Source organism: Sphingomonas parva (ex Maeng et al. 2020) (assembly GCF_004564275.1).
In the GTDB taxonomy this organism is placed as follows: domain Bacteria; phylum Pseudomonadota; class Alphaproteobacteria; order Sphingomonadales; family Sphingomonadaceae; genus Allosphingosinicella; species Allosphingosinicella parva.
In genome coordinates this window covers 11,914-29,711 of the sequence record NZ_SPDV01000052.1, presented here as the reverse complement: position 1 = coordinate 29,711, position 17,798 = coordinate 11,914, and the positions used below count along the sequence as shown (strand labels likewise).

The 17,798-nt window shown below is 69.0% G+C and carries 18 protein-coding genes; 5 read left to right on the top strand and 13 right to left on the bottom strand.

Annotated features, from left to right (window positions below):
* On the bottom strand, positions 1–371 hold a 371-nt coding region (locus E2493_RS18440), incomplete at its 3' end, for an EF-hand domain-containing protein (protein WP_263854103.1).
* 137 nt (positions 372–508) lie between these two features.
* Positions 509–2,893: a TonB-dependent receptor gene (locus tag E2493_RS18435; RefSeq protein WP_225421587.1), complete on the bottom strand. Its 2,385-nt coding sequence runs from the start codon at positions 2,891–2,893 to the stop codon at positions 509–511.
* A gap of 222 nt (positions 2,894–3,115) precedes the next feature.
* Between E2493_RS18435 and E2493_RS18430 the strand changes: the two genes are divergently transcribed.
* Together E2493_RS18430 and E2493_RS18425 are read left to right on the top strand one after the other, a co-directional pair.
* The gene (locus tag E2493_RS18430; RefSeq protein ID WP_135089849.1) at positions 3,116–3,847 is read left to right on the top strand and encodes a Crp/Fnr family transcriptional regulator; all 732 of its coding nucleotides are present in this window, start codon (positions 3,116–3,118) and stop codon (positions 3,845–3,847) included.
* Positions 3,848–4,036: 189 nt separating this feature from the next.
* The gene (locus tag E2493_RS18425) at positions 4,037–4,453 is read left to right on the top strand and encodes a response regulator (protein WP_135089848.1); all 417 of its coding nucleotides are present in this window, start codon (positions 4,037–4,039) and stop codon (positions 4,451–4,453) included.
* A 28-nt stretch (positions 4,454–4,481) separates the two neighbouring features.
* Here E2493_RS18425 and E2493_RS18420 read toward each other — a convergent pair whose 3' ends face one another.
* The 6 genes from E2493_RS18420 to E2493_RS18395 form a co-directional block, all read right to left on the bottom strand.
* Positions 4,482–5,219 carry a glutathione S-transferase family protein gene (locus E2493_RS18420; RefSeq protein WP_135089847.1) on the bottom strand — a complete coding sequence of 246 codons (738 nt, stop codon included), beginning with the start codon at positions 5,217–5,219 and terminating at the stop codon, positions 4,482–4,484.
* Positions 5,216–5,725, bottom strand: coding sequence for a TonB family protein (locus tag E2493_RS18415; RefSeq protein WP_135089846.1), 510 nt, complete (start codon positions 5,723–5,725; stop codon positions 5,216–5,218). The genes E2493_RS18420 and E2493_RS18415 overlap by 4 nt, the downstream gene beginning before the upstream one ends.
* 53 nt (positions 5,726–5,778) lie before the next feature.
* A complete protein-coding gene (locus tag E2493_RS18410; RefSeq protein WP_135089844.1) occupies positions 5,779–7,242 on the bottom strand; it encodes a M48 family metalloprotease in 1,464 nt (487 codons plus the stop codon).
* An 86-nt stretch (positions 7,243–7,328) separates the two neighbouring features.
* On the bottom strand, positions 7,329–8,471 hold the full coding sequence (locus tag E2493_RS18405; RefSeq protein WP_135089842.1) for an acyl-CoA dehydrogenase family protein: 1,143 nt from the start codon (positions 8,469–8,471) through the stop codon (positions 7,329–7,331).
* The gene (locus E2493_RS18400) at positions 8,471–9,475 is read right to left on the bottom strand and encodes a CaiB/BaiF CoA transferase family protein (RefSeq protein ID WP_135089840.1); all 1,005 of its coding nucleotides are present in this window, start codon (positions 9,473–9,475) and stop codon (positions 8,471–8,473) included. The genes E2493_RS18405 and E2493_RS18400 overlap by 1 nt, the downstream gene beginning before the upstream one ends.
* A gap of 61 nt (positions 9,476–9,536) precedes the next feature.
* Positions 9,537–10,319 carry an SDR family oxidoreductase gene (locus tag E2493_RS18395; RefSeq protein ID WP_135089839.1) on the bottom strand — a complete coding sequence of 261 codons (783 nt, stop codon included), beginning with the start codon at positions 10,317–10,319 and terminating at the stop codon, positions 9,537–9,539.
* A gap of 212 nt (positions 10,320–10,531) precedes the next feature.
* Here E2493_RS18395 and E2493_RS18390 point away from each other — a divergent pair, with 212 nt between their 5' ends.
* Positions 10,532–10,744 carry a hypothetical protein gene (locus E2493_RS18390; RefSeq protein WP_135089838.1) on the top strand — a complete coding sequence of 71 codons (213 nt, stop codon included), beginning with the start codon at positions 10,532–10,534 and terminating at the stop codon, positions 10,742–10,744.
* 41 nt (positions 10,745–10,785) lie between these two features.
* Positions 10,786–11,292 (top strand): hypothetical protein, encoded by a 507-nt coding sequence (locus E2493_RS18385; RefSeq protein ID WP_135089836.1) that lies wholly within the window; start codon positions 10,786–10,788, stop codon positions 11,290–11,292.
* Here E2493_RS18385 and E2493_RS18380 read toward each other — a convergent pair.
* Positions 11,267–12,445: an acetyl-CoA C-acetyltransferase gene (locus E2493_RS18380; protein WP_135089834.1), complete on the bottom strand. Its 1,179-nt coding sequence runs from the start codon at positions 12,443–12,445 to the stop codon at positions 11,267–11,269. The two genes, E2493_RS18385 and E2493_RS18380, sit on opposite strands and share 26 nt — an antisense overlap.
* Before the next feature lie 306 nt (positions 12,446–12,751).
* Here E2493_RS18380 and E2493_RS18375 point away from each other — a divergent pair, with 306 nt between their 5' ends.
* The gene (locus E2493_RS18375; protein ID WP_225421586.1) at positions 12,752–13,177 is read left to right on the top strand and encodes a PRC-barrel domain-containing protein; all 426 of its coding nucleotides are present in this window, start codon (positions 12,752–12,754) and stop codon (positions 13,175–13,177) included.
* A 150-nt stretch (positions 13,178–13,327) separates the two neighbouring features.
* On the opposite strand, the gene cysQ is transcribed toward E2493_RS18375, so the two are convergent.
* From cysQ to E2493_RS18355, 4 genes are all read right to left on the bottom strand, one after another.
* On the bottom strand, positions 13,328–14,098 hold the full coding sequence (gene cysQ / locus E2493_RS18370; protein WP_135089832.1) for a 3'(2'),5'-bisphosphate nucleotidase CysQ: 771 nt from the start codon (positions 14,096–14,098) through the stop codon (positions 13,328–13,330).
* Entirely contained in the window at positions 14,095–14,937 is an 843-nt protein-coding gene (fghA, locus tag E2493_RS18365) for an S-formylglutathione hydrolase (RefSeq protein WP_135089830.1), read from the bottom strand. Before fghA ends, cysQ begins: the two co-directional genes overlap by 4 nt.
* A 9-nt stretch (positions 14,938–14,946) precedes the next feature.
* Positions 14,947–16,059, bottom strand: a complete 1,113-nt coding sequence (locus tag E2493_RS18360; protein ID WP_135089828.1) for an S-(hydroxymethyl)glutathione dehydrogenase/class III alcohol dehydrogenase — start codon at positions 16,057–16,059, stop codon at positions 14,947–14,949.
* Between the two features lie 91 nt (positions 16,060–16,150).
* Positions 16,151–17,752, bottom strand: coding sequence for a peptide chain release factor 3 (locus E2493_RS18355; RefSeq protein ID WP_135089826.1), 1,602 nt, complete (start codon positions 17,750–17,752; stop codon positions 16,151–16,153).
* Positions 17,753–17,798: the final 46 nt, after the last annotated feature.

The window sequence follows — 17,798 nt, the reverse complement described above, 5'->3', positions numbered from 1 at the left end:
CCGCCGCGACGCGCGCCCGGGCCACGCTCGCCCCGGCCGCGGCGCTCGTCACCGCCGCGCGCATCGCGATCCCGGCCGCCACGCTCGGCACGCCGCTGCTCGAAGTCCGCCCGCTCCTCGGGGCTCATCCTGGCGAGCCGCTCTTCCATTCGCTGCCGCCACTCGGCGCGGCGCTGCTCCGCCGCCTTCTGCATTTCGGCCGGGTCCAGCGTGCCGTTGCCGTCGGTGTCGAGCGCGGCGAAGCGCCGCTCGGCGTCGGCGACGGCCGCGGCGCGGGTGATGTCGCCCGTGGGGGCGGGCGACGGCGGCTGTGCCGAGGCTGCGCCGGCGAGGGTGAGCGCCGCGGCGCCGGCGAGAACGATCGTCTTCATCTTCGGTCCTTTCAGGGTTGATGCTCCGCCGGGCGAGCGCCGGCCATGCGTTTGCTTGTGCGCCCGGCCTGTCGCGCCGGATTGTCGTGGACGGACGAAATTGTCGCAATCTGTCGCATCGTCCGGCGACGGCGCGCTCAGAACTGCTTGCGCAGGCTGAGCGTCACTGATCGGCCGAGCGGATCGAGATAATCGGGCTGATAGCTGACCGGCGTCAGCCGGTCGGAATCGGTGACGCGCTGACGGCTATCGAACAGATTGTTGATCGACAGGCTGACGCGCGTGTTGCTCAGCCACGGCGCGCGCCTGATCAGCGATTCCTGCTGGTCGAGATTGGCGAACAGCCGGAGGTTGACGGTGGTGAGATCGGAGAAGTCGAGGTCTCCGCTCGTTCCGCCCAGATTGTTCGCGACGCCGCGCACGGTCGTTCCGCTGCGCCATTGGGCGGAGAGACGAGCGCCAAGGCCGTCCTTCGAGATCCCGGCCTGGGCCTCGATCTCGTGACGGGGCTCGCCGCCGCTGCTGCCGGTCGCCGAGCCGTTGAGGAGGTCGAGCACCGGCACACCTTCTCGGATCAGGATCTCGTCGGTGAAATGCCAGGTATGGAACAGGCCGAGCTGGAGCCGTCCCGCGCCGCCCGCGCCGCCCCGGCCCATGCCGCCGCCGAACCCGCGACCGCCGCCGCCGCCGCCGGCACGACCGCCCGGCGGGGGACCGTCGCCTCCTCCCGGGCCTCGTCCAGCGCCGGCCGGCGCATCGCCCAGGGGAAGCGAATAGTTGAAGCCCCAGCGCAGCTCGCTGCGATCGGCACGCGCGAAATTCACCGGCCGCGCGTCGATGCTGAGCAGATTTCCGTCGGCGTCGCGGACGAACCGGTCCGGAAACGCGGCCTCGATCTCCGCCGTCGCCGTCGGGAAGGAGGCGATCGGGTTGCGGATGCGGCTGTTGGTATAATCGGCCCGGAAGGTGAGGTCGGTCTCGCCGAACGGCTTGGCGGTGACGCCGAGCTTGAACACGCGCCGGCTGTCGGCGAGCAGATCAGGATTGCCGCCTTCGAGCCGGGCGACGTCGACCGTGGTGCCGCGCAGGAAGTCGAAGACGCGGACATTGGGCACCAGCACGGTCGGATCGCCGAGCTGCTGCATGCTCGGCGCCCCGTCCTCCTCGGTCACCGAGGCGATGACCCGCACCGCCTCGATCGGCGACCAGTTCAGCCCGGCGCCGAGCGTGGTCAGGGTGCCGAAGTCGGAGAGCTGCTCGGCCTCGGCGTTGAGATTGATCGAGAGGTCGCCGATCGCGGAGAGCACCTCGCGGCGGCGGCTGGCGATCGGCACGTCGAGGCTGGCCTGGACGTTGCCGCGGCCGCGCGACAGCTCGCGCGCCTGGTCGATGCCCGCCCGGGAGGTCTCGCTGCGCAGGCCCTGATGCTCGGCGCCGACGCGGACGCTGGCCGAGACCTCGCCGGCCGGGAGATCGAACAGTGGCCCTGAGGCGACGAGCTCGGCATTGGCGACCTGGGTGACGGTGTTCGACACGGTCGGCAGGGCCCCCGTCTCGATCACGCTCTCGCTCTCGCCGCGGTCGAAATTGCCGGTGAAAGCCCAGCGGAACGGCTGCACGTCGCCGTTCAGCGCGACGCCGACATGGGCGGTGCGGGATTCGGTTTCCCGCGTCAGCGGCGTCTCCCCGCCCTCGGGAGGCAGGCCGATGAAGCTGCGGCTGTCATTGGCCTCCACCCGGCCATTGAGGGTCGCCGAGACGTCGCCGAGGATCGTGCGGTTGATCGTGCCGCCGAGCGAGAGCTGGTCGCTCTCCGCGATCAGGCTGCGGAACGGCCGCTCGTCGAGCAGGCCTCCGGTGGCGATGATGTCCCGTTCGCTCTCGAGCAGGGGGTTCTGGTGCTGATATTCGGCCTCGACATTCCAGCGGCCGGCGCGATCGATGTGCAGCACATTGGCTTCGGCGCCGTAGGTGGCGCGACCGCCGGCGGTGGCGAGGCCGCCCTCCAGCTCCGTGGTCACGGCGTCGTAGGTCGGCTTGAGGACGAAGTTCACGACCCTCTGGTCGGCGCGATAGCCGTAGCGCAGCGCCACCTCCTCCGGAAGGATGTCGACCCGTTCGATCGCCTCGGGAGGCAGGTTGCGGATCTCGGCGAAGCCCGAGATGCGCCGGCCGTTGACCAGAGTCACCGGCCGGCCGCCGCTGCGCCCGCGGGCGCTGCGGGTCAGCGGCTCCAGCGCGTCGAGCAGCTCGGAGATCGAGGCGGCGCCGTAGGACTGGACGTCCTGCTCGTCGAGCTGGACCTCGGGCGGGATGTCGCTGTCGACCTGGCCGCGGATCCTGGTGCCGGTAACGACGATCTCCTGTGTCTCGCCCTCCGCGGGAAGGGCGACCGGCTCCGGCTCCTCGGCCGGCGGCTGCGGGGTCGCGGCGGGCGCGGTGGCTTCCTGGGCGAGGAGCGGCGTTTGCACGGCGCCGGCGAGGAGGCTCGCGACGATCAGGCGGCGGGACAGGGGCATCATCAGACCTCGAAACTTGCGCGCGGGCTGCGCGTCTCGAGGCCGGCTATCGGCCGGACCTGTCGCGGTGATTTCCCCGGGGGCGGGAGAAAGTGTCGCAATTTGTATCGGCATCCGGCCTTGGGGAGGGCGGCGCGGCTACCGTCCTTGGCCCATTATTCCTGGCACGAATTCGGGTTAAGGATGTTCTTCAACGAACCCGCGAGTCGCCTGCCGAGGAGAAATATGGACGCGAATGAGGTGGACGTTTTCGAGTCGCTGATCCGGAAGCTGGAGCGGCTCAATCCGCTCGACGAGCAGGACCGGGCCGCCCTCCGAGCGCTCCCTTTCAAGATCGTGACCGACGCGGCCGGTAGCTATCTGGTCCGCGACGGGGATGCGGTGACGCAATGCTGCCTGCTGCTCCACGGTTACGCCTGCCGCAACAAGATGACCAGCAGCGGCGGGCGGCAGATCGTCTCGTTCCACATGGCCGGCGACCTGCTCGACGTGCAGCACTTGCTGCTGCCCCGCGCCGATCACAACCTCCAGGCGATCACCGAGGTGGTGACCGCGTGCATTCCGATCGAGGCGCTCAAGGCGGTGGTCGCCGTGCGCCCCGCCGTCGCCGAGGCGCTCTGGCGGGATTCGCTGATCGATGCATCGGTGTTTCGCGAATGGGTGCTCAACGTCGGCCGCCGCGACGCCAAGTCGCGCATCGCCCACATGCTCTGCGAGTTCGCCGCGCGCTGCCAGGCGGCCGGGCTGGGCTCGGCCGAAGGCTTCGACGTTCCGATCACCCAGGAACAAATCGCCGATGCGACCGGCCTCACGGCGGTTCATGTGAACCGCATGCTGCGCGAGTTGAGCGAGGACGGGGTGATCTCCCGAAAGGGGCGCCGCATCAGCATCGTCGATTGGCCGGGCATGCAGCAGGTCGCCGACTTCTCGCGCGATTACCTTCACGAAGCCGCCTGAGGCGGCGCCGGCGCGCCGGGCGGATCAACGCCTCAGGCCCTGGCGACGGTCGGCCGTGGTCGCGGCCACCCCGCGCCGTGCCCGAGGCGCCGGGTAACCATTCGGAAAGCGGGTCCATGGTCTCGGGGCGCGCGTTGAGCGTGCAAGTGGCTCGTATCCCGCGAATCGCACATCAAGGAGTTAGGGGACATGGCCTCGGCAGCGGACATCCGGGTGATGATCGTCGACGACGATGCGGAGATGCGCCAGCTCGTCCGACGGATGCTGGAGCGCATGGGCTTCACCCAAATCTATGCGGCGAAGGATGGGGCGGAGGGCCTTCCGCTTGCCCTTTCCCAGCATCCCGACCTGATCATCGCCGATTACGAGATGCCGACGATGCACGGCCTGCAGCTTTTGAAGGCCGTGCGGCAGGAGCCGGCGCTCGAGCGGACCGGCTTCATCATGCTGAGCGGCGTCGCCAACGAGGACGTGGTCAGGAAGGCGGGCGAGCTCGGCGCCGATGGCTACCTCGCCAAGCCAGTCACGCCGGCCGATCTCAAGCAGATGATCGACACGCTGTTCCGCGATCTAACCGGCACGGGGATCGACTGGCCGGAGGCCTGATCCAGCGGAAAGGCTGAGCGCGCCGATGCTAGAGCGCCATGACGCCCCGGCGCGGCTCCCGCGTCGCCATCGTCTCGGCGGTGAGCGGCGCTCCGGCCGCGAGGAGCGCCTGGCGGCGGCCCTTGGGGTCGGTGCCGAGCTGGACCCGCTCGAAGGGGAGGGTCACGGCGAACGCCTCATGGGCCAGCGCCCGGGCGACGAAGGCGGCCGTGCGCGGCCAGCGCGATGCATCGACCTCGAAGTCGACATAGGCGCCGTTGCGGAAGAAGGTGGCGATGGCAATGTCGGCCAGTCCGAACTCCTCGAACAGCCAGCCTTCGGCCGGCAGCTCGCCCTCCAGATAGTCGAGCGCCGCCGGAAGATCCCGGTTCAGCGTCCTGTCGATCCGCGCCTGGTCGCCGGGCTCGCCCCAGACCACGGGGTGGACGAACTTCTGGTAGAACAGCCCCCAGATGAACAGGTCGCCGAGCCTCGTGTCGGCATATTCCTCGAGCCAGCGGGCGCGGGCGCGCGCTTTCGGGTCGGCGGGAAGCAGCGGAGCGCCGGGATAGGCCTCGTCCAGATAGGCGCAGATCACCGAGGAATCGGTCAGCACCAGATCGCCGTCGATCAGCACCGGAATGCGGCGCAGCGGGCTCAGCCGCGCGAAATCGTCATTGCCGTAGAAAGGCGTGATCGGATCGATCTCGAAGGCGAGGCCCTTGAGATGAAGGCAGGCGAGGACCTTGCGGACGTAGGGGCTGACGTAGCTGCCGACGATCTTCATTCATTGCTCTCCATGGGCGCCGCCGCCGCTTCGTCGGCAGGCAGGCTGAAGGTCACCGATCCGGCGTAGAGGTCCGGTAATGGCTCGCCCGATGCGGCACGCGCCGGGATGAAGCGCGATCGCATCCTCATCGTCCTGCACACTGCCTCGTCGAGAGCCGCGGATCCGCTGGTCGCAGTGACGATGCACGCGCTGGCGCGGCCGTCCGGGCCGACGTGAACCTCGAAGCCAATCGTGCCTTCCTCCTCGGCACGCAGCGCATTGCCCGGATAGTCGAAGTCGACCGGAGCGCGCAGCCGCGCCTTGCTGGCCTCGGGCGGCAACGGGGGCGGCGGTACCGGCGCGGGAACCGTGGTGAGAGGTTGCGCCTCGACGCGATGGGAGAGGCTCCCGCGCGGCGCAGAGCCGCCGCCGGAGGATTGTGCGACAACCGGGGAGCTAGCTGCAAGCACGCAGGCAAGCGCCGCAAGGCCGGCTCGGTTCATGCTGCTTCCTGTGCTGCTCATGTCGCAGCCTAGCGCCGGCAGCGTCGCGACGTCGAGCCCCCGAACGATCGACCCTAGCGCGTGCCGAAGACGACGAGCTTCACCTTCTGCCCGGGCTGCACCGCTGCGCCTGACGCGAGACCGTTGAGGACGCGGACGCGCTCCTCCCGATAGTCGGAATAGGCCATGCGGGCGGCGAGGCTCGCCACCGTGTCGCCGGACCCCACCGTCACCACGTCGATCACCCGCGGCCGGATCGCAGCGGCTTCCGACGCGCTGAGTCGATCGAGCGACTGGACCATCGCGGCGAACGGGCCGAGACCGCTGCCCGCCGGCGTGATCATCACGAAGTGGTAGGCGCTGTTCGCATCCCAGCGATAGGCGAAGACGGTGAGATCGACCTGCCCCTGCTGCGTGCTCACCCGCGCCGTGGAATAAGCGGCGGGGATGCCGTTGACCGTCGTGCTCTGCGGCTGCGGGATCGAGATCTGCGCCTGTTCCCCCGCGACGGAGCGGAAGACCTGGGCGATATAAGCCGACCGATCCCCGGACGAGGCGCCGCCCGAGAATTGCGCCTGGCCCTGCTGGCCGACGATGCTGACGGCGCTGGCGCCGTTCTGCATCCCGTAGCCGTTGGGCACGGTGAAGCGGAGGCGAAGATCGGGGTGGAGGAAATTGCGTCCCTCGATCACCCCCTGTCTCGGATCGTCATCGACGAGGATGCCGTCGATCCTGCCGAGGAAGACATCGCGGTTGCGCACGCCCGTTCCGGCGCGGCCGGTCGCCTGGGCCTGCCGTGTCGCCCGCTCCACCCGGTCGGCGCTGAGCGGATGGGTTCGCGCCCAGCTCGGCGTCGAGCGTTCGTCGTCGCGGCCCTGGGCCTGCGCCTCGAGAGCTGTGCTGGCCCCGAGCGACGCGAGCAGGCTCACCGAGGCATTGGGATCGTAGCCGGCGGCCGTCATGTAGCGGATCCCGAGGTCGTCCGCCTCGAACTCCTGGCTTCGCGAATAGCTGAGGAACAGGCCCTGGCCGACCTGGCCGGCAAGCTGGGCGAGCTCGCTGGATCCGGTGGCGGCGCCGACGATCAGGGCGCCAATCTGGCTGAGGATCCCGCGGTTCTGCCGGCCCTTGGAATGATCGGCGGCAACATGGCCGACTTCGTGGCCGAGGACGGAGGCGAGCTCCGCCTCGTCGTTCATCAGGCCGAGGAGCTGCCGGGTCACATAGATGTAGCCGCCCGGGACGGCGAAGGCGTTCATCACCGGCGAATTGAGCGTGGTGAAGGTGTAGACCCCGGTGCCGGCACCCTGAATCCCCGACTGCGCAGCGACCTTGCGGCCGATCTCGGTGACGTAGGCGGCATGCGCGCCCGTCTCTGCGCCGCCGAATTCCTGGACGACCGCGGGGTGCTGCTGTGCGGCCTGCTGGGCGGCGCCCGGCGCGATGGCGCGGTTCGGGCCTTCGCCGGTGAGGCCGCCGCTTGCGCAGGCGGCAAGGCCGAGAGCGGTCGACAGGGCGAGAAGGGTTTTGAAGGTCATGACGCACGACTCCACAAGGCGCGGGCGAGCGCCCGCCTCCGATCGCTGGAACCGCCCAGCTGCGGGGTGGTTCCGCCGCACGCTGCTCAGATGGCGCGGGCGACGACTTCCTTCATGATCTCGTTGGTTCCGCCGAAGATGCGGGTGACGCGCGCGTCGCGCCACAGCCGCGCGATCGGATATTCCTCCATATAGCCGGCGCCGCCGTGAAGCTGCAGCGACGCATCGCACGCCTCCCATTGCAGCTCGGTGTGCCAGAGCTTGGCGGCGCTCGCCTCGGCCGCGGTCAGCGCGCCTTCGACATGACGGCGGATCGCCCAGTCGAGATGCGCCCAGCCGACCTGAAGCCTGGCGGCGAGGTCGGCGAGGGTGAAGCGGGTGTTCTGGAATTCGAACACCGCTTGTCCGAACGCCTTGCGCTCGCGGGTGAATTTCACCGCCTCGTCGAAGGCGCGCTGCGCCGAAGCCTGGGCGGCGCAGGCGATCGACAGGCGCTCCTGCGGCAGCTGGTTCATCAGATAGGCGAAGCCCGAGCCCTCCGCGCCGAGCCGGTTCGACACGGGCACGCGCAGATCGTGGAAGAACAATTCCGACGTGTCCTGGCTGTGGAAGCCGATCTTGTCGAGGTTGCGGCCGCGGGCGAAACCCGCCCGCTCCGCCTCGACCAGGATCAGCGACACGCCGCGCGCGCCGAGCGCCGGATCGGTCTTGGCGGCGACGATCACGAGATCGGCCAGCTGGCCGTTGGTGATGTAGGTCTTGGAGCCGTTCAGCACGTATTCGTCGCCGTCACGCCTGGCGCTGGTGCGGATGCCCTGCAGATCGGAGCCGGCGCCCGGCTCGGTCATCGCGATCGCGGTCACCGTCTCGCCGGAGACCATCCGCGGCAGCCAGCGGCGCTTCTGCTCGTCCGAACCGTAGGCGACCAGATAATCGGCGACGATGTCCGAATGGAGCGTGATCCCCGCAGTCGAGCCGGCATAAGCGAGCTCCTCGTCGATCACCGCGTTGAACGCGAAGTCCAGGCCCGGCCCGCCATATTGCTCCGGCACGGTGGGGCAGAGCAGGCCCGCTTCGCCGGCCTTGGTCCAGAATTCGCGGTCGAACACTCCGTCCGCCTCCCAGCGGTCGAGATGGGGCAGGAGCTCGCGCTCGAGGAAGCGCCGTACCTGCTCGCGAAACAGGTCGTGCTCGGGGGTGAAGGCGAAGCGGCGGGAGGTGTCGAGCATCAGTCTTCCTTGCCTTTGAAACGCGGCGCCGGCGCCGGCTGGAGAAGCCCGTCCCGCGTGACGAAGGTGCCGCGGGCGCGATTGTGGGGATGCTCCGGGGCGTCCGCCAGGCTGAGGACGGGCGCGAAGCAGCCGTCGCTTCCTTCGAGCAGCGCGCACCAATGGCGTCGCGGCGCCGAGGCGAAGGCTGCGGCCATCTCCTCGCGCAGGCCGGGATCGTGCTGTCCGCAGCGGAGGCCGAGCGCTCCGGCGACGACCGCGAAGAACTGCGGCTCGAGCGCGCCGACCGAGACATATTCGCCGTCGGCGCAGCGATAGACGTCGTAATAAGCCGCGCCGGTATCGAGCAGGTTCACGCCGCGCGCGTCCTTCCACATGCCCGCCGCCTTGAGCGACCAGGTGAGGGCGGAGAGGAGGGCGGCGCCATCGGTCATCGCACAATCGATCACCTGCCCCTTGCCGGTGCTACGCGCGGAGAGCAGGCCGGCGAGCATGCCGAAGGCGAGCAGCATGCCGCCGCCGCCGAAATCACCGACGGCATTGACCGGCGGGACCGGCGCCTCGCCGGCACGGCCGTAGGTGTGGAGGGCGCCGGCGAGCGCGATGTAGTTGATGTCGTGGCCGGCGCTTTGCGCGAGCGGCCCCTCCTGTCCCCAGCCGGTCATCCGTCCGTAGACCAGACGCGGATTGTCGACGTGGAGCCGCTCCGGGCCGAGGCCCAGCCGCTCCATCACGCCCGGTCGAAAGCCTTCGATCAGCCCATCGGCGTCGCGCGCGAGCTCGCGAACGCGTGCGACGCCGCTCTCGCTCTTGAGGTCGAGCCGCAAGGCCCGGGCCCGCGACCGGGCGAGGATGTCGTGCTCCGCCGGAATCGGCGGGGCGACGTCGTCGCGCTCGATCCGGATCACCTCGGCGCCGTGATCGGCCAGCATCATCGCCGCGAACGGCGCCGGGCCGATCCCGGCCAACTCGACGATGCGTATGCCCGAAAGAACCCCTGCCATCGGCAAGGTTGAGCACGCCGCCGCGGGGCCGACAAGCCGCCGCGGCGCGTCGGGCCTCGCGTCAGCGCGGGGCCATGCGAATGCCGCCGTCGAGCCGGACGTATTCGCCGTTGAGATAGGGGCTCTCGGCCATGAACAGGGCGAGGCGGGCATATTCCTCGGGCTGGCCGAGCCGCTTGGGGAAGGGGACCTGGGCGGCGAGCGCGTCCTGGACGTTCTGCGGCATCATCGCCACCATCGGCGTCTTGAACACGCCGGGGAGGATGGTGTTGACCCGGATGCCCTCGCCCATCAGGTCGCGCGCGATCGGCAGCGCCATGCCGAGCACGCCCGCCTTGGACGCGGCATAAGCGGCCTGGCCGATCTGGCCGTCCTGGGCGGCGACCGAAGCGGTGTTGATGATCACCCCGCGCTCTCCGTCCTCCAGGGGGTCGAGGCCGACCATCCCGAACGCGGATTTCGCGATCATCCGGAAAGTGCCGATCAGGTTGATCTGGATGGCGAGCTCGAACTGGTGGATCGGATAGGCCTTGGGCTCTCCCGTCGTCTTGTCGCGGCCGACCGTCTTCACCGCATTGGCCACGCCAGCGCAATTGACCAGGATCCTCTCCTGGCCGTGCGCCTCGCGTGCCCGGGCGAGGGCAGCGTCCACCTTGTCGTCGGACGTGACATCGACCTCCGCGAACACGCCGCCGATCTCCTCCGCGACGCGGGCACCCTTGTCGGCATCGCGGTCCAGCACGGCGACGCGGACGCCGCGGGCGGCGAGCGCCCGCGCTGTCGCTTCGCCCAGGCCCGAGGCGGCGCCGGTGACGACGGCGGCGATGGTGTTGTCGAGCTTCATGGCACTCTCTCCTCTTGTCGCGCGGCGCGGCCGCGGCGGATCTGGCGCGGCTGTAGAAGGCAAGCGGGAGCGACTGCAAGGCGGCGGCGTGCATTGTGTCGCGCGTGCCACACCCGTTTCCGTACGATTACCTATCGTAGGTCAACGGATTGTATGCGGAGCGCTGCATAATCATACATGCATCACGGTTAATGAGCGTCGGGGTGGGACCAATGAGCCAGGAATGTTCGGTCGAGCGGCCGTGGGGTATTCACCCCAACGTACGCAACGATGAGAACTGCCCGCGGTGCGGCTGGACGGCGCCGGGTCCGCTCGGCGATGCCATGGCCCATGCCAAGGCCGCGCTCGACGCGGCAGCGGCGCGGGCGCGGGCCGATCGCGTCGCCGGCCTCCACGGCACCGGCGGACGCGCCCTCGCCGCCTGACCTCCCGGAGCGCACGCCGATCCGGTATAGGCTATGCGGTGATGCGGAGCCTGCTTTTCCTGATCCCGCTGATCCTCGTCGCCGGCCCTGCTGCGGCGGCGCCGCGCCACATCCTGGCGACGCCGCGTGACGGCGGTGCCGGTTTCAGCATCGCCATCCCGCCTGGTCTCGTCAGGCAGGACGTCCGGGGCATCGACTCCGAAGTCTCTGCCTTCGAGGGAGAGGGGATCGCGCTCTCCTTCGATTACGGCTGGTACAGCGCCATCCTCTCCTGCGAGGCGGTGAAGGAGAGCTGCGCGGAGCGCCGGGAGACGGTCGGCGGGCGGACGGCGCACGTCGTCGAAGCGCAATGGCCGTTCGACGAGGGCCGCGGCCATCGTCGCTACGTCGGCCTGCTGTTCGAGCTCGGCGGGCCGGTTCGGCTCTCGGCCAGCGCCACGTGCGTCGACGAACGCGCCTGCGCCCGTGCGCTGGACGTCCTGCGGACCATCGCGTTCGAAGGCGGCGAGCCGCCGCCGGCTGCTACGCCAGAGACTCCACGATGGTAACGTTGGCGAGCCCGCCGCCTTCGCACATGGTCTGCAGGCCGTAGCGGCCGCCGCGGCGCTTCAGTGCGTGGAGGAGCGTGGTCATCAGCTTGGTGCCGGAAGCGCCGAGCGGATGCCCCAGTGCGATCGCGCCGCCATGGACGTTGAGCCGGGCAGGATCGGCGCCCGTCTCCTTCAGCCAGGCCAGCGGAACCGGCGCGAACGCCTCGTTCACTTCGTAGAGATCGATTTCGTCGATCGTCATGCCGGAGCGCCGGAGCGCGCGCGCCGTGGCGGGACTGACTTCCTCGAGCATGATGACCGGATCTCCGCCGGTGACGGTCAGGTTGACGATTCGGGCCATCGGCGTGAGGCCATGCGCCCTCAAAGCGGCCTCGCTGACCACGATCACGCCGCTGGCCCCGTCGCAGATCTGCGACGCATTGGCCGCGCTGATCCGTCCACTGTCGCGGAGCAGCTTGACCGACGCGATCGACTCCAGGGTGGCGTCAGCGCGAACTCCCTCGTCCCTGCGGTGGAGGCTGGTGGCGCCGTCGGCGCCGACGATCTCGAGCGGCACGATCTCCTCGTCGAATGCACCTTCGACCGTCGCCTGCGCGGCCTTGCGGTGGCTTTCCAGCGCGAAGGCGTCGAGCTCGGCGCGGGTGAACTGATATTTCTCGGCGATCATCTCGGCGCCGTCGAACTGGCTGAACATCGCGACCCCGAACTTCTCCTGGATGCGGCGCGAGAAGGGACCGGAGCCGATGCCGTGCTGCATCGGCAGGGTGAAGGGGAGGCCCATCGGCACCCGGGTCATCGACTCGACGCCGGCGGCGATCACCACGTCCTGGGTGCCGCTCATCACCGCCTGGGCGGCGAACTGGATCGCCTGTTGCGAGGAGCCGCACTGGCGGTCGATCGTCACTGCCGGGACGCTTTGCGGAAGCGAGGAGGCGAGGACCGCGTTTCGGCCGATGTGGAAGGCCTGCTCGCCCGCCTGGCCGACGCAGCCCATGATCACGTCCTCGACCGCGGCCGGATCGATCGATGCGCGCGCGACGAGCGCATCGAGAACCTCGGCCGCCATATCGGCCGGATGCCAGTCCTTCAGCGCCCCGCCTCGGCGGCCGCCGGCCGTGCGCGCAGCCGCAACGATATAGGCTTCGGCCATCCTGCCCTCCTTACGTTTACGTAAGCGGGTACCGGGACGGGGCTCCGCGCTCAAGAGGGCGATTGCGCCGCGCCCGGTCCGAAACGAGAAGGTGAAGACTTCGCCGCCGCGTCGGGCGTCGCGACGGAACTCCGAACGCCTCCGTTCGTTCCCCCTCGACTGACCGGAAAGACAGCAAGACGCCGCCAAACGGCGGCAATGGGAGCGCCCCGGGCGCGGCCGGGGCGTTCCTGTTTCTGGAGGTTCGGCAGCAGGGGTGCAGGCGCCGGCGCCGCTCGCCGGCGGAGCGAAAGCGGGAGAACGGCAATGGGCGAACACCAGGTGATGGCGCCGCAACAGGAAAGCACCGATTCCTCGACGCAACCGGAGCAGGTCGATTACGGCCACTCGCTGATCTCGTCGCGCCGTGTCGAGGGCACTCCGGTCTTCAGCACCAAGAACGAGAAGCTCGGAACGATCCATTCGGTGATGATCGGGAAGCGGACCGGCACGGTCGCTTATGCCGTGCTCGAATTCGGCGGATTCATGGGCGTGGGCAGCAAGGTCCATCCGGTACCCTGGAGCCTGCTCACCTACGACATCGACCACGACGGCTATGTCGTCGAAATGACCCGCGATCAGCTCGCCAAGGCGCCGGCCATGACGCTCGACGAAAGCGATCGTCCGATCGACCGCCAATATCAGGAGCAGCTCAATTCCTATTGGGGCACGATGCCCTGGTGGGGGCTCTGAACCACCCTCTCTCCTTCAGGGGAGAGGAAAGCGAGCGGAGCGAGCAGGAGAGGGGGCGTGCTCGCTTGCGCCACTCCCGATCACGTCATCCCGGCCTGCGCCGGGATGACGCATTGGACATGGGGTCACCGAGGCCCTTGTCCCCCGCCGTTACTTCCCCCAGGCGATGAAATCCGGGTTCTCGAAGCCTTGCTCGATCTTTCCGTAGCGGAGCGGCCCGGCTTCACGGTCGCCGTCGAGCGCCATCACGCGGCCGCCGGCGGCTTCGAGGATCGCCTGACCGGCGGCGGTGTCCCATTCCATCGTCCGGGTCCAGCGCGGGTACACGTCGGCGGCCCCTTCGGCGAGGCGGCAGAATTTCAGCGAGGAGCCGGAAGGCAGGTATTCGGTGATGCCCAGGCGCCTGGTCTTCTCGGCGGTGCCGGGGGCCGCGTGATTGCGGCTGCCGATGCCGGTGAGGCCGACGGGCGGGCGGGGGCGGGTACAGATCGGCTCGTGGGGGCCGCCGCCGGCAGCACGAAACGCGCCCTCGCCGCGGGCGCCGAGATACAGTAGATCGGGAACCGGGGCGTAGATCGCGCCCGCCACCGGTTCGCCCAGGTCGATCAGCGCGATATTGACCGTGAACTCGCCGCTGCGCTCGACGAAGCCCCGCGTGCCGTCGAGAGGATCGACGCAGAAAAAGCGCGGCCCCAGGGCCGGGATCCGTCCCGCCGCCGCTTCCTCTTCGGCGAGCACCGCAATTTCGGGGAAAGCAGCCCGCAGCCCCTCGAGAATGATCGCCTCGGCCTGACGATCGGCGATCGTCACCGGCGATCCGTCCTTCTTCTGCTCGGTCTCGCATCCCTCCGCATAGATGCGGGCGATCTCGGCGCCCGCGGTGAGCGCGATCTCGGCAAGGGTGGCGAGCAGCGGTGTCATGCGGTCAGGCGCGTCGCGTGCCAGCGCAGATGGTCCTCCATGAAGGTCGAAATGAAATAGTAACTGTGGTCGTAGCCCGGCTGCATGCGCAAGGTCAGCGCGATGCCCGCGCCGTGGCAGGCCGCCTCGAGCAATTCGGGCCTGAGCTCGCGCGCCAGAAAGCTGTCGGCCTCCCCCTGGTCGACGAGGATTTCCGGCACCCGGGCGCCGTCCTCGATCAGGGCGACGGCGTCGTGACGCCGCCAGGTGGCGCGGTCCGGCCCGAGATAGGCGCCGAGCGCCTTCTCGCCCCAGGGCACCTGGCTCGGCGCGACGATCGGCGCGAAGGCCGAGACGCTGCGGTAGCGGCCGGGGTGCCGCAGGGCGAGGGTGAGGGCGCCGTGGCCGCCCATCGAATGGCCGGTGATCGCCTGGCGCGCGAGGTCGATCGGGAAGGCCGAGGCGACGACCTCGGGAAGCTCGTCGACGATGTAGCGCTCCATCCGGTAGTTCGCGTCGTACGGTGCCTCGGTCGCGTCGAGGTAGAAACCGGCGCCCTGGCCGAAATCATAGGCCGGATCATCCGGAACCGACTCGCCGCGCGGACTGGTGTCGGGGGCGACGAAGATCAGCCCTAGCTCGGCGCAGGCGCGGCGATATTCGCCTTTCTCCGTCACATTGGCGTGGGTGCAGGTGAGGCCGGAAAGATACCAGACCACCGGGCAGGGGGCGCCGCTCTCCGCCTGCGGGGGTACGAAGACGGAGAGAGTCATCGGCGTGCCGGTGGCGCGGCTGTCGTGGCGGACGACATGGACGGTGCCGCCGAACGACCGGGTAACGGAGAGGGTTTCGAGGGTCATCGGGGTTCGTCAGTACACGACGACGCTGCGGATGCTCTCGCCCTTGTGCATCAGGTCGAAGGCGGCGTTGATCTCGTCGAGCTTCAGGATGTGGGTGATCAACGGGTCGATCTCGATCTTGCCGTCCATGTACCAGTCGACGATCCGCGGCACGTCGGTGCGGCCGCGGGCGCCGCCGAAGGCGCTGCCTTTCCAGACGCGGCCGGTGACCAGCTGGAAGGGGCGGGTCGAGATCTCGCGCCCCGCCTCTGCGACGCCGATGATCACGCTCTCGCCCCAGCCGCGGTGGCAGCATTCGAGCGCCTGGCGCATCACGTCGGTATTGCCGGTGCAGTCGAAGCTGTAATCGGCGCCGCCGTCGGTGACGTCGAGGATGGCCTGGACGACCTTGTCGTTCCCTATCTCCTTCGGGTTGATGAAGTGGGTCATGCCGAAGGCCTCGGCCCTGGCGCGCTTGGCGGGGTTTATGTCGATCCCGACGATCTTGTCGGCGCCGACCAGCTTTGCACCCTGGATGACGTTGAGGCCGATACCTCCGAGCCCGAAGACCACGACGTTGGAGCCGGGCTCGACGCCTGCGGTCCAGATCACCGCGCCGACGCCGGTGGTGACGCCGCAGCCGATGTAGCAGATCTTGTCGAACGGAGCGTCCTCGCGAACCTTGGCGACGGCGATCTCCGGCATCACGGTGAAGTTCGAGAAGGTCGAGCAGCCCATATAATGGTAGATCGTCTCGCTGCCGAGGCGGAAGCGCGACGTGCCGTCGGGCATCAGGCCCTTGCCCTGGGTGCCGCGGATCGCGGTGCAGAGGTTGGTCTTCTGCGACAGGCACGACTTACACTGGCGGCATTCCGGCGTGTAGAGCGGGATGACGTGATCGCCGACCTTCACCGAGGTGACCCCCGGCCCGACCTCCCGCACGATGCCGGCGCCCTCGTGTCCGAGGATCGAGGGGAAGATGCCCTCCGAATCCTTGCCTTCGAGCGTGTAGGCGTCGGTGTGGCAGACGCCGGTCGCCATGATCTCGACCAGCACCTCGCCGGCCTTGGGTCCGTCGAGATCGACTTCGTGGATCTCCAGCGGCTGGTTCGGAGCGACGGCGATCGCGGCGCGGGTCTTCATGGGCGGGGCTCCCGAATGAGTGTTCGGGAGGCAGATAGCGGAGGAGAGGAGCGGTGCAACGGGTTTTAGATCCTCCCCGCGAGCGGGAGGATCAGCTTCGCTCGCGGACGCTGGCGAAACGGATCTTCGGCCAATCCTGGGCGAAGCGGCCCATTTCCCATTCGTTGCGCATCATCAGCACCGGCTCGCCGTCGCCGTCCTCGGCCATGCTCGAGCGATGGGTTGCCATCAGCCGCTTGATTTCGGCCTCATCCTCCGAGCTGATCCAGCGCGCGACCTCCCAGGGAGACGCCTCGAAGCCAAGCTTCAGCCCGTATTCGGCTTCCATTCGAGTGGCGAGCACGTCGAGCTGGAGCGCGCCGACGACTCCGACGATCCAGTTCGATCCGATCGCCGGCTTGAAGATGCGGATCACGCCTTCCTCGGCGAGGTCGCTGAGCCCCTTGCGCATCTGCTTCGATTTCATCGGGTCGTCGAGACGGACGCGGCGCAGGATCTCCGGCGCGAAGTCCGGCAGACCGGTGAAGGCGATGTCGCCGCGCTCGGACAGGGTGTCGCCGACGCGGAGCGTGCCGTGGTTGGGAATGCCGACGATGTCGCCCGGCCGGGCGAGCTCGGCGAGCTCGCGGTCGCGCGCGAAGAAGGTGATCGGGTTCTGGATGCTGATCGCCTTGCCGAGCCGCGGATTGGTGAGCTTCATGCCGCGCTTCAGCGCGCCCGAGCAGACGCGCATGAAGGCGATGCGATCGCGATGGTTCGGGTCCATGTTCGCCTGGACCTTGAAGATGAAGCCGGAGACGCGCGGCTCGGACGGCGCCACCGGCCCGGAGCGCGCCGGCTGCGGGCCCGGTGCGGGCGCGAACGCGCCGAGGCCTTCGAGCAACTGGTCGACGCCGAATTCGCGCAGCGCGCTGCCGAAAAACACCGGCGTCAGATCGCCGTTCAAGAAGGCGTTGAGGTCGAATTCCGGATAGGCCGCGCGGGCGAGCTCGCCTTCCTCGCGCAGGTGCGCGACCGCGTCGGCGGGGAGGAGGGCATCGAGCTGCGCATCGTCCATGCCGCCGACCGGCACGATCCGGCCGGGCGCGGTCCCATCGCTCTTGTCGGCGAGGAGCAGCCGTTCTCCGGCGAAATCGTAGAGGCCGTGGAACAGGCCGCCCATGCCGATCGGCCAGTTGCGCGGGGAGACGTCGAGCTGCAGCGTCTCGGCAATCTCGTCGAGCAGGGCGAAAGGCGAGAGGCCCTCGCGATCGACCTTGTTGACGAAGGTGACGATCGGAATGTTGCGCAGCCGGCAGACCTCGAACAACTTGCGGGTCTGCGCCTCGATGCCCTTGGCGGCGTCGATCACCATGATCGCGCTGTCGACGGCGGTCAGCGTCCGGTAGGTGTCTTCGGAGAAATCCTGGTGGCCCGGCGTATCGAGCAGGTTGAACAGGATGTTGCCGACCTCGAAGGTCATCACCGACGAGGTGACCGAGATGCCGCGCTGCTGCTCGATTGCCATCCAGTCGGAGCGGGCGCGGCGGCGGTCGCCGCGGGCGCGGACCTCGCCGGCCTCATGGATCGCGCCGGCCGAATAGAGCAGTTTCTCGGTCAGCGTCGTCTTGCCCGCGTCCGGGTGCGAGATGATCGCGAAGGTGCGGCGCTCGGCCGGCTGGCTGTCGGTGCGGGCGAGAACCGCTTCGCTCATCGTCAAAACTCCGTCGCGGCGCCACGCGGGGCGCCGGCCTGTCCGG

Excerpts from the sequence above, each read along its gene's own strand:
- E2493_RS18435 (WP_225421587.1), bottom strand. The coding sequence starts at position 2,893 with ATGATGCCCCTGTCCCGCCGCCTGATCGTCGCGAGCCTCCTCGCCGGC.
- E2493_RS18430 (WP_135089849.1), top strand. The coding sequence starts at position 3,116 with ATGGACGCGAATGAGGTGGACGTTTTCGAGTCGCTGATCCGGAAGCTG.
- E2493_RS18425 (WP_135089848.1), top strand. The coding sequence starts at position 4,037 with ATGGCCTCGGCAGCGGACATCCGGGTGATGATCGTCGACGACGATGCG.
- E2493_RS18420 (WP_135089847.1), bottom strand. The coding sequence starts at position 5,219 with ATGAAGATCGTCGGCAGCTACGTCAGCCCCTACGTCCGCAAGGTCCTC.
- E2493_RS18415 (WP_135089846.1), bottom strand. The coding sequence starts at position 5,725 with ATGAGCAGCACAGGAAGCAGCATGAACCGAGCCGGCCTTGCGGCGCTT.
- E2493_RS18410 (WP_135089844.1), bottom strand. The coding sequence starts at position 7,242 with ATGACCTTCAAAACCCTTCTCGCCCTGTCGACCGCTCTCGGCCTTGCC.
- E2493_RS18405 (WP_135089842.1), bottom strand. The coding sequence starts at position 8,471 with ATGCTCGACACCTCCCGCCGCTTCGCCTTCACCCCCGAGCACGACCTG.
- E2493_RS18400 (WP_135089840.1), bottom strand. The coding sequence starts at position 9,475 with ATGGCAGGGGTTCTTTCGGGCATACGCATCGTCGAGTTGGCCGGGATC.
- E2493_RS18395 (WP_135089839.1), bottom strand. The coding sequence starts at position 10,319 with ATGAAGCTCGACAACACCATCGCCGCCGTCGTCACCGGCGCCGCCTCG.
- E2493_RS18390 (WP_135089838.1), top strand. The coding sequence starts at position 10,532 with ATGAGCCAGGAATGTTCGGTCGAGCGGCCGTGGGGTATTCACCCCAAC.
- E2493_RS18385 (WP_135089836.1), top strand. The coding sequence starts at position 10,786 with ATGCGGAGCCTGCTTTTCCTGATCCCGCTGATCCTCGTCGCCGGCCCT.
- E2493_RS18380 (WP_135089834.1), bottom strand. The coding sequence starts at position 12,445 with ATGGCCGAAGCCTATATCGTTGCGGCTGCGCGCACGGCCGGCGGCCGC.
- E2493_RS18375 (WP_225421586.1), top strand. The coding sequence starts at position 12,752 with ATGGGCGAACACCAGGTGATGGCGCCGCAACAGGAAAGCACCGATTCC.
- cysQ (WP_135089832.1), bottom strand. The coding sequence starts at position 14,098 with ATGACACCGCTGCTCGCCACCCTTGCCGAGATCGCGCTCACCGCGGGC.
- fghA (WP_135089830.1), bottom strand. The coding sequence starts at position 14,937 with ATGACCCTCGAAACCCTCTCCGTTACCCGGTCGTTCGGCGGCACCGTC.
- E2493_RS18360 (WP_135089828.1), bottom strand. The coding sequence starts at position 16,059 with ATGAAGACCCGCGCCGCGATCGCCGTCGCTCCGAACCAGCCGCTGGAG.
- E2493_RS18355 (WP_135089826.1), bottom strand. The coding sequence starts at position 17,752 with ATGAGCGAAGCGGTTCTCGCCCGCACCGACAGCCAGCCGGCCGAGCGC.